This window comes from Nocardia sp. NPDC055002, from assembly GCF_053608825.1.
In genome coordinates, this window is the sequence record NZ_JBSGWE010000001.1 from 1,518,878 (window position 1) to 1,527,248 (window position 8,371).

The window sequence follows — 8,371 nt, forward strand, 5'->3', positions numbered from 1 at the left end:
ACTGCGCTGCCGCCTCCGGGCCTGACGCGCTCATCCGTAATCCTCCTCGAAGGTCAATGCCACTGCTTCCGCATCAGGGTCGAGCTCGCCGAGCCAGCTGACAGCCAACGGCCCGAGCGGATCGGGTTGGTCGAAGGCGATGGTCTTACCGCGGTACAGCTCCAGCAACGCCAGGAACCGCGCCACGATTTCCACCGGGACTGTGCAGTCGACCACCAATTCGGCGAAGGTCGTCCAGCCGCCCGGCCCGCGTTCCTTCAACATGGCCAGCACCACCTCGGCCTGCTCGGCGACCGAGATGGTGTGCATGTGCAGATGCCCGAGCCCGACCTCGGCGACCGGACGTGGCCGGAAGGCCGCCGCCGCGATCTCGGCGAACGCGGCGATGTCCACCCCGAGAGTGACCTCGGGCAGCAGTCCTTCGAACTGTTCCTCGAGCGCCACCGACCGCGGATACCGGCGCAGGGCCGCGGCTTCCAGCTCGGCGAGCAGTTCGGCCACCTGCTTGAACGCGCGATATTGCAGCAATCGCGCGAACAGCAGGTCGCGCGCGTCGAGGAGTTCGAGATCGTCGGCGTCGGTCATCTCACCCGAGGGCAGCAGCCGGGCGGCCTTGAGGTCGAGCAAAGTGGCGGCGACGACGAGGAATTCGGTGGTCTGATCGAGAATCTTGTCCGCGCGCAGCTTGGTGTTCTCGGCCAGCTCGGCGGTCAGGGCCTTGGTGTAGGCGATGAATTCGTCGGTGACCTGGTGCAGCGCGACTTCGGTGACATCGAGTTTGCGCGAGCTGATCAACGTCAGCAGCAGATCGAACGGCCCCTCGAAATTGGTGAGCCGCAGATGGAATCCGGATTTGTCCGCGGCCGGCACCGCGTCTTCGGGTACTGCTTGCACCGCAGGTGTAGCTCCGATCACCGGCCAGACCGGTGGATGACTTCACGGGCCATCGCTCGATACGACTCGGCGCCGCCCGATTTCGGCGACCAGGTGGTGATCGGCTCCCCGGCGACGCTGGCGTCGGGGAAGCGCACGGTGCGTGAGATGGCGGTGTCGTAGACCAGGTCACCGAACACCTCGACCACCCGCGACATCACCTGACGCGAATGCAGCAGGCGCGCATCGAACATGGTGACCACGATGCCGTAGAGGCTCAGTCGCGGGTTGAGACGGTCGCGCACCTTCTCGACGGTGTCGTTGAGCAACGCGAGCCCGCGCAGCGAGAAGTATTCGCATTCCATCGGAATGATCACACCGTCGGAGCAGGCCAGCGCGTTGACCGTGAGCAGGCCGAGCGAGGGCTGGCAGTCGATGAGGATGTAGTCGTAGCGATCGCGCACGCTGTGCAGGGCGCGGCCGAGCGACTGTTCGCGGCCGACCTCGTTCACCAGCTGGATCTCGGCGGCGGAGAGGTCGATGTTGCTGGGTAACAGGTCCATGCCGTCGACCTTGGTGGTCTGCAGCACGTCGTCGACCTTGGCCTTGCCGCCGATCAGCAGGTCGTGCACGGTGAGTTCGAGATCGTGGTGTGCCACCCCGAGCCCGGCCGAGAGCGCACCCTGGGGGTCGAGATCGACGAGCAGCACCCGGCGACCGTACTCGGCCAGTGCCGCACCGAGATTGATGGTCGAGGTGGTCTTTCCGACCCCGCCCTTCTGGTTGCACATGGCGACGACGAGTGCGTCGCCGTGTCGCTGGACCTGGGGTGGATCGGGTACCAGTCGCAGCGGGCGCCCTGTCGGGCCCATCTCGACGGCCTCGGCGACCTGTTCCGGTCCACCGTCCCACGGTGTTTCCGCTGTCGTCACGATCCGCTGCTCCTTATACGTTTTCCTTGCCGGTAACCCCTGTCGAGGGTAGCGAGGCCGATCCGGGACCGGCTCGCTTTCGTACGGTCCAACTCTGGGTAGACGCTACCGCTCGGACCGGTGAGGTGCGGCATGGCAACGCCGGGCGTGTTCGCACGATACCTGCTCAGCGGGTATCGGAGGTGCCGGTTCACGTCGCACGGGGATGGGCCGTGGCCCACACTTCACGCAGGGTGCTCACCGTCACGAGCGTGTAGATCTGGGTCGTGGTCACCGAGGCGTGGCCGAGCAGTTCCTGCACCACCCGCACATCGGCGCCGCCGTCGAGCAGATGGGTCGCGAAGGAGTGACGCAAAGTGTGCGGCGAGACCGTCGCCCCGATTCCGGCGCGTTCGGCGGCGGTCTGCAAGACCTGCCACGCGCTCTGCCGCGACAGTCTGCCGCCGCGGGCGTTGAGGAAAAGAGCTCCGCCGGAACCCTTTCCGCTCGCGGCGAGAGCGGGTCGGCCGCGCACCAGGTACGCGTCGACGGCCGCGAGTGCCGGACGGCCGATCGGGACGAGGCGCTGCTTTCCGCCCTTGCCGTGCAGCACCACACAGCGTTGCTCGGCGTCGATGTCGTCGACGTCGAGTCCCACCATCTCCGAAATACGCGCGCCCGTGGAGTAGAGCAGCTCCAGCAGTGCCCGGTCACGCAGTCCGCGCGGGCCGCCGTCGGCACCGTCCGGTTCGCCACCCGCCGATTCGAGAAGCCGCAGAACCTGGTCGTAGGGCAGTGCTTTGGGCAGCCGGCGACCCGGCGCGGGTGGTTTCACCGCGTGCGCCACATCGGTGTCGGTGAGGCCCTCGGCAGCGGCGAACCGGTGCAGTCCACGGACCGCGATCAACGCCCGCGCCACCGAACCCGCGGCCAGCGCGGGATGATCGGCGCCGCCGGCGCGCAACGCCATGGTGAATTCGGCGACATCGCCCTGGGCCACCGCACCCAGCGATTCGACACCGCGCCCGGTCAAGAAACTCCGGTACCGGGCGAGGTCGCGGCGGTAGGCGCCGAGAGTGTTGCGCGCGGCTCCGCGCTCGACCGCGAGATGGTCGAGGTAGGCGGCTATCTCCCGTTCGAGCACGCCCTCGCCCGTCTAGTCCCCGCCGACCGCTGCGGTACTCACGCGTGGTTGCCGTGCGTCGGCTGCGCCTCAGCGGCTTTACGCCGCAGGAACGTGGTCGGCTGACCGGGCCACGGTGCGTCGGGTGCGCGCAACGGCACCCCGCTCGCCTCGGCCGCGGCATAGGCGAGCACCCCGGCGACCGCGGTCGCGTTCACGATCTCCCCCGCCAGCGCGGCTCGCACCGCCTCGGCGAGGGGCATCCGCACCAGCTCGAGGTCGGCTTCCTCGTGCTCGGGATCGGGCCGGTCGGTGGCACTGAGACCGGTCGCGAAGAACACGCGCAGCGCCTCGTCGGTGAAGCCCGGCGACAACGCCACATCCACCAGCACCGACCACTGCGCGGCGGCGAGGCCCGTCTCCTCGGCCAGCTCACGCTTGGCCGCGGTGAGCGGGTCCTCGCCGTCGATGTCGAGCAGCCCGGCGGGCAGCTCCAGCAGCCTGGTGCCGATCGGATGCCGGTACTGGCGGATCAGCACCACGTTGCCGTCGTCGTCGAGCGCGAGCACCGCGACAGCACCGTGATGCTCGATCACCTCACGCTCGGCGACCCGCCCGTCCGGCATCCTGACCTGATCCTGGCGCAGGGCCAGGATCGCGCCGCTGTAGAGCACCCGGCTCGACACCGTCTCGAAGTCGTGACTACCGGGCTCGCTCATGCGTTCCTATCGCCGATCTTCCTAGGCTTCCGCGGTGGCCTGCTCCGCGAGCTCTTCCTCCGGGAAGTCTACGGGAAGGCGTTCGGCCAGTTTGTATTTCAACGCGGCGTTGATCAGCGCCGCGAACAGCGGATGCGGCCGGGTGGGACGGCTCTTGAGCTCCGGATGCGCCTGGGTGGCGACGAAGAACGGATGCACCGAAGCCGGGTACTCGACGAACTCCACCAGGTGCCCGTCGGGCGAGGTGCCGGAGAAGACGAGCCCGCTCTTGGCGATGGCGTCGCGGTAGGAGTTGTTCACCTCGAACCGGTGCCGGTGCCGCTCGGACACGTTCTCGGTGCCGTACGCCTGCGCGACGACCGAGCCCTTCTTCAACGTGGCGGGGTAGGCGCCCAGTCGCATGGTGCCGCCCAGATCGGCTTCACCGGCGACAACGTCTTCCTGGTCGGCCATGGTCGAGATGACCGGGTTCTTGGTGTCGGGCTCGAATTCGGCCGAGTTCGCGTCGGCGATACCGACCGAACGCGCCGCCTCGATGACCACGCACTGCAAACCGAGGCACAGGCCGAGCAGCGGGATACCGCGACGGCGGGCGTAGCCGATCGCGCCGAGTTTGCCCTCGATACCGCGGATGCCGAACCCACCGGGGATCAGCACCGCGTCGACGTCACGCAGCGCCGCCTGCGCGCCGACCTCGGTCTCGCACTCGTCCGACGGCACCCAGCGGATGTTCACCTTGGCGCGATGGGCGAAACCGCCCGCGCGCAGCGCCTCGGTCACCGACAGGTAGGCATCGGGCAGATCGACGTACTTGCCGACCAGCGCCACCTCGACAGTCTCACGCGGAGAGTGCACGCGATCGAGCAGATCGCCCCACACCGCCCAGTCCACATCACGGAACGGCAGCCCCAGCTTGCGCACCACATAGGCATCGAGGCCCTCGCTGTGCAGCACCTTGGGGATGTCGTAGATCGACGGCGCGTCCGGCGTGGAGATGCACGCCTCCACATCGACGTCGCACATCAGCGCGATCTTGTTCTTGAGACCCTGCGGGACCTCGCGGTCGCACCGCAGGATCAGCGCGTCGGGCTGGATACCGATATTGCGCAGCGCGGCCACCGAGTGCTGCGTCGGCTTGGTCTTGAGCTCACCCGAGGGCGCCAGATACGGCACCAGCGACACATGTAGGAAGAACACGTTGTCGCGACCCACATCGTGACGGATCTGGCGGGCCGCCTCGAGGAACGGCTGCGACTCGATGTCACCGACGGTGCCACCGATCTCGGTGATCACCACATCCGGCACGTGCCCCTCGAGATCGGGGCCCTGCATCGCCAGGATGCGGCTCTTGATCTCGTCGGTGATATGCGGAATGACCTGCACCGTATCGCCCAGATACTCACCGCGGCGTTCCTTGGCGATCACCGTCGAATAGATCTGGCCGGTGGTCACGTTCGCGTCCATCGTCAGATCGCGATCGAGGAAACGCTCGTAATGACCCACGTCCAGGTCGGTCTCGGCACCGTCTTCGGTGACGAACACCTCGCCGTGCTGGAACGGGTTCATGGTGCCCGGATCGACATTGAGATACGGGTCGAGCTTCTGCATCGTCACCCGCATACCGCGCGCGGTCAGGAGCTGACCGAGGCTGGAGGCGGTGAGACCCTTACCCAATGAGGAGGCGACGCCACCGCTCACGAAGATGTGCTTGGTGGCACTTTTAGCCTGATTCCGTTGATGACCCACGGACCACCACTGTACCGCTAGTCCGTCTCTCCGCGTATTTTGCCGGTCGTTTGCGGGCGGCGTGTTGGGTTCGCGGGCCTGCGGAGAGGCGCTGATCGACGCCTGGGCGTACCCGGTGGGTTACCCATGTTCTTGCGTGATCAGTTGTTACGCCGGTACGCGGGTCGCGAGATCGTGCCTCGGCGAGGTGGTGAGGTTCTCACTCAGCGGGGCATGGCTACCAGAGTCAGCGACGTCGCTGTCGGGCCTGTTCCGTAGCGGCCCGCGCCGCCGGTCAGCTGTTCGGTCAGGGCGAGTGTCGTTGTCACTCGGCCTGTTTCGCGATCGATGTTGTCGACGGTGGTGACTGTTGTCGCGAGGGGGGCCTGGGCTCGGACGGTGGCTATCGCGGCGTTGCCCTCGGCGGCACCTTGGCGGCCCGCGAGGACAGTGCCCGCGGCTCGGGCTCGCAGGGCGGCGGTGAAGCGGGCGATAGTCGCGCCCTCGCCGGTGTCGGGTTCGACACCGTTGCCGGTGATGACCACGGCAAGTTGCGCGGGTCTCGTCGGCGGGTCGGTGTAGGTGAGGAAGTCACCGCCCCGGAGGGTTTCGAGGATCAGGGACAGTTCCTCGGGGGTGCTGCGGGGATGGTTGGTCACCGGGTCTTGGAGCAGGGCCAGGCCGAGGAGGTCACCTGCGAGGCTGCCCTGGTCTACGGCGCCGGTGTTCAGCTGGGCGCCCGCGGGGACGATATTGGTCAGGGCGGAGCGCATGCGGTCACCCTCCCCCGCGTCGACGAAGGACTCCGTCAAGGCGATGCGGCCGGTCACGGTGGCGCCCGCGGTGCGCAGGGAGTCGCTCACGCCGTCGATGTCGGCGGGGTCGGCGTCGGGGGTGGTGAGGACGACGACGGTGCGATCGGCCAGGGTGCCGTTCAGGATGCGGGCCGCCGAGCCCGCGATGAACCGGTCGGCGGACTCGAGGCGGGCGGCGAGCTGCGTGTTCTGCGCGGTCAGTTCGTCTACCTGGGTGTTCAGATCGGTTTTGTCCGACCGGAGGCCCGAGATCATGTTGCCCGCGAGGGTGTGTGACCCGAGCACCACGCCGACCGCGAGCGCGAGGAAGATCGCCGCGATCGAGATGGCGTGTTGACGCAGCGAGATCACAGCAGACCACGCACCCACAGGACGAAGCTGTTCCAGTACTCGATCGCCCAGTCCAGCACCTCGGAACCGTTGTGCGAGGCCAAGATCACCACCACGATCGCCACCAGGGCGGCCAGCACCACCAGCGCCACCGCGGCGCCCGCGGAACGATGCCGGTACAGGGTCGACACCGCGTTCGCGTCGACCAGCTTCGCGCCGACCTTCAATCGGGTCAGGAAGGTGGCCGGATTGCTGTCACGCCGGCCACGGTCGAAGAAGTCCTCGAGCGAAGCGGGCGCGCCCGCCAGCACGATCAGCGACGCGCCGTGATGGTCGGCCAGCATCAACGCGAGATCGGTCGGCGAACCCGACGACGGGAACGTCGTGGCGCCGATACCCAGGTCCTGGATGCGCTCGAGGCCCTTGGCATGGCCGTCGGTATCGGCGGGCAGGATCATCTCGGCGCCCGATTTCAACGTCTCCGTGCTGATCTCGTCGGGATCACCGACGATCAGGTCGGGCGTGTACTTGAGCTTGCGCAAGGTATCGGCGCCACTGCCCACACCGATCAGAATCGGCGCGTACTCCTTGATGAACGGCTTGAGCCGCTGTAATTCCGCGAGATGGCCCGAACCGTCGGCGATGACGACCACGTGCCGGTTACGCATGTCCAGCTCGATATCGGGCACGCCGACACCATCGATCAGCAGCGCGCTCTCGGTACGCACGAATTCGGTCGTGTTCCCCGCGAACGCGTCGAGGTGATCGGCGAGGCCGTTGCGCGCCTCGATCATCCGGTCCGCGATGGCCGACTCGTCGAACTCGATGCCCTCGACCAGGACCTCGGGTTCCTTCTTGGTGAGCCTGTCGGCGTAGACGATGCCGCCGTCGATGCGGACCTTCGACCCGTCCTTGATCCTGCCGAACGCGTCGGAGGACACCGTGTCCATCAGCACGATCCCGTTGGCCACCAACACCTCTGGCCCCAGATTGGGATACCGCCCGGAAATCGATGGCGAGGTGTTGATCACCGCGAGCACCCCCGCCTCGACCAGCCGATCGGCGGTGTGGCGGTCCAGGTCGGTCTCGTCGAGGACGACGACGTCCCCGGGACCCACCCGCCTCAGCAGTCGTCCGGTATCGCGATCCACCCGGGCGATCCCGGCGACACCGGGCAGCGTTTCCGTGTTCCGTGACAACAGCGCCGGCATCTTCATGAGGCCGATGATGAAGCCAAACCCTCAACCTTTGGTGGAGGCGCGCCGGTCGGAGCACGGGTGACGACTACCCGTATGCTCCGGGTCACAGACATTTCGGACAGGAGACACATCCATGCCACGTAGCACCGTCGAAACGGTCTTCGACGCACCTCGCGACATCGTCTACCGCCTCTTCACCGAGCGTGAGGCCGTCAGCCCATACCTGCCGATCCAGGTCAAGCTCGTCAAAGCAGGCGATCCGGCCACCGGCGTCGGCGCTCAGCACCTGCTGGGTTTCGGCAAGGTCGGCGTCACCGAGGAGATCACCGCGCTGACCCCCGGTGAGCGGATGGAATACAAGATCGTCAAGGGCGCCCCGGTCAAGCGCCACGTCGGCACCATCACCTTCGCCGATACGAGTGAGGGCGGTACTCGGGTGGTCTACACGATGGAGTCGGAGCCGTCGCTGCCGGTGCCTGCGCCGGCGCTGGAGTTCGGGTTGCGTCAGCTGACCAATCAGCTGATCGGCGGGGTGCGTAAAGCACTGCGCTGAGGTTGGTGGGGCTCGGGACTCGGTGATCGGTAGTCCTGGAGGCACTGGCTGTATTTTTGGCGCGCTGGCGCGCGCGTGTCCGCGGCCCTGAGGGGCCGCCGGTCAGGCACCGGTGCTTGCTCC

At 67.3% G+C, this 8,371-nt stretch carries 8 protein-coding genes; 1 reads left to right on the plus strand and 7 read right to left on the minus strand.

The features are described from left to right. Positions 1-30 precede the first annotated feature (30 nt). From ACWF99_RS07175 to steA, 7 genes are all read right to left on the minus strand, one after another. Entirely contained in the window at positions 31-912 is an 882-nt protein-coding gene (locus ACWF99_RS07175) for a segregation and condensation protein A (protein WP_378631422.1), read from the minus strand. Next, positions 912-1,745 carry a ParA family protein gene (locus ACWF99_RS07180; RefSeq protein ID WP_101463778.1) on the minus strand — a complete coding sequence of 278 codons (834 nt, stop codon included), beginning with the start codon at positions 1,743-1,745 and terminating at the stop codon, positions 912-914. The genes ACWF99_RS07175 and ACWF99_RS07180 overlap by 1 nt, the downstream gene beginning before the upstream one ends. 250 nt (positions 1,746-1,995) lie before the next feature. Then, positions 1,996-2,928 (minus strand): site-specific tyrosine recombinase XerD, encoded by a 933-nt coding sequence (gene xerD, locus ACWF99_RS07185; RefSeq protein WP_378630075.1) that lies wholly within the window; start codon positions 2,926-2,928, stop codon positions 1,996-1,998. Positions 2,929-2,966: 38 nt separating this feature from the next. Further along, entirely contained in the window at positions 2,967-3,626 is a 660-nt protein-coding gene (locus ACWF99_RS07190; protein WP_452535282.1) for an NUDIX domain-containing protein, read from the minus strand. Between the two features lie 21 nt (positions 3,627-3,647). Continuing rightward, on the minus strand, positions 3,648-5,372 hold the full coding sequence (locus ACWF99_RS07195; protein WP_378630070.1) for a CTP synthase: 1,725 nt from the start codon (positions 5,370-5,372) through the stop codon (positions 3,648-3,650). A 203-nt stretch (positions 5,373-5,575) separates the two neighbouring features. Beyond that, entirely contained in the window at positions 5,576-6,517 is a 942-nt protein-coding gene (locus ACWF99_RS07200) for a copper transporter (RefSeq protein WP_452535326.1), read from the minus strand. Further along, a complete protein-coding gene (gene steA / locus ACWF99_RS07205; protein WP_378630067.1) occupies positions 6,514-7,713 on the minus strand; it encodes a putative cytokinetic ring protein SteA in 1,200 nt (399 codons plus the stop codon). The genes ACWF99_RS07200 and steA overlap by 4 nt, the downstream gene beginning before the upstream one ends. A gap of 115 nt (positions 7,714-7,828) precedes the next feature. Here steA and ACWF99_RS07210 point away from each other — a divergent pair, with 115 nt between their 5' ends. Next, complete coding sequence (locus ACWF99_RS07210) at positions 7,829-8,248, plus strand: SRPBCC family protein (protein ID WP_378630066.1); 420 nt, start codon at positions 7,829-7,831, stop codon at positions 8,246-8,248. The last annotated feature ends 123 nt before the right edge of the window (positions 8,249-8,371 follow it).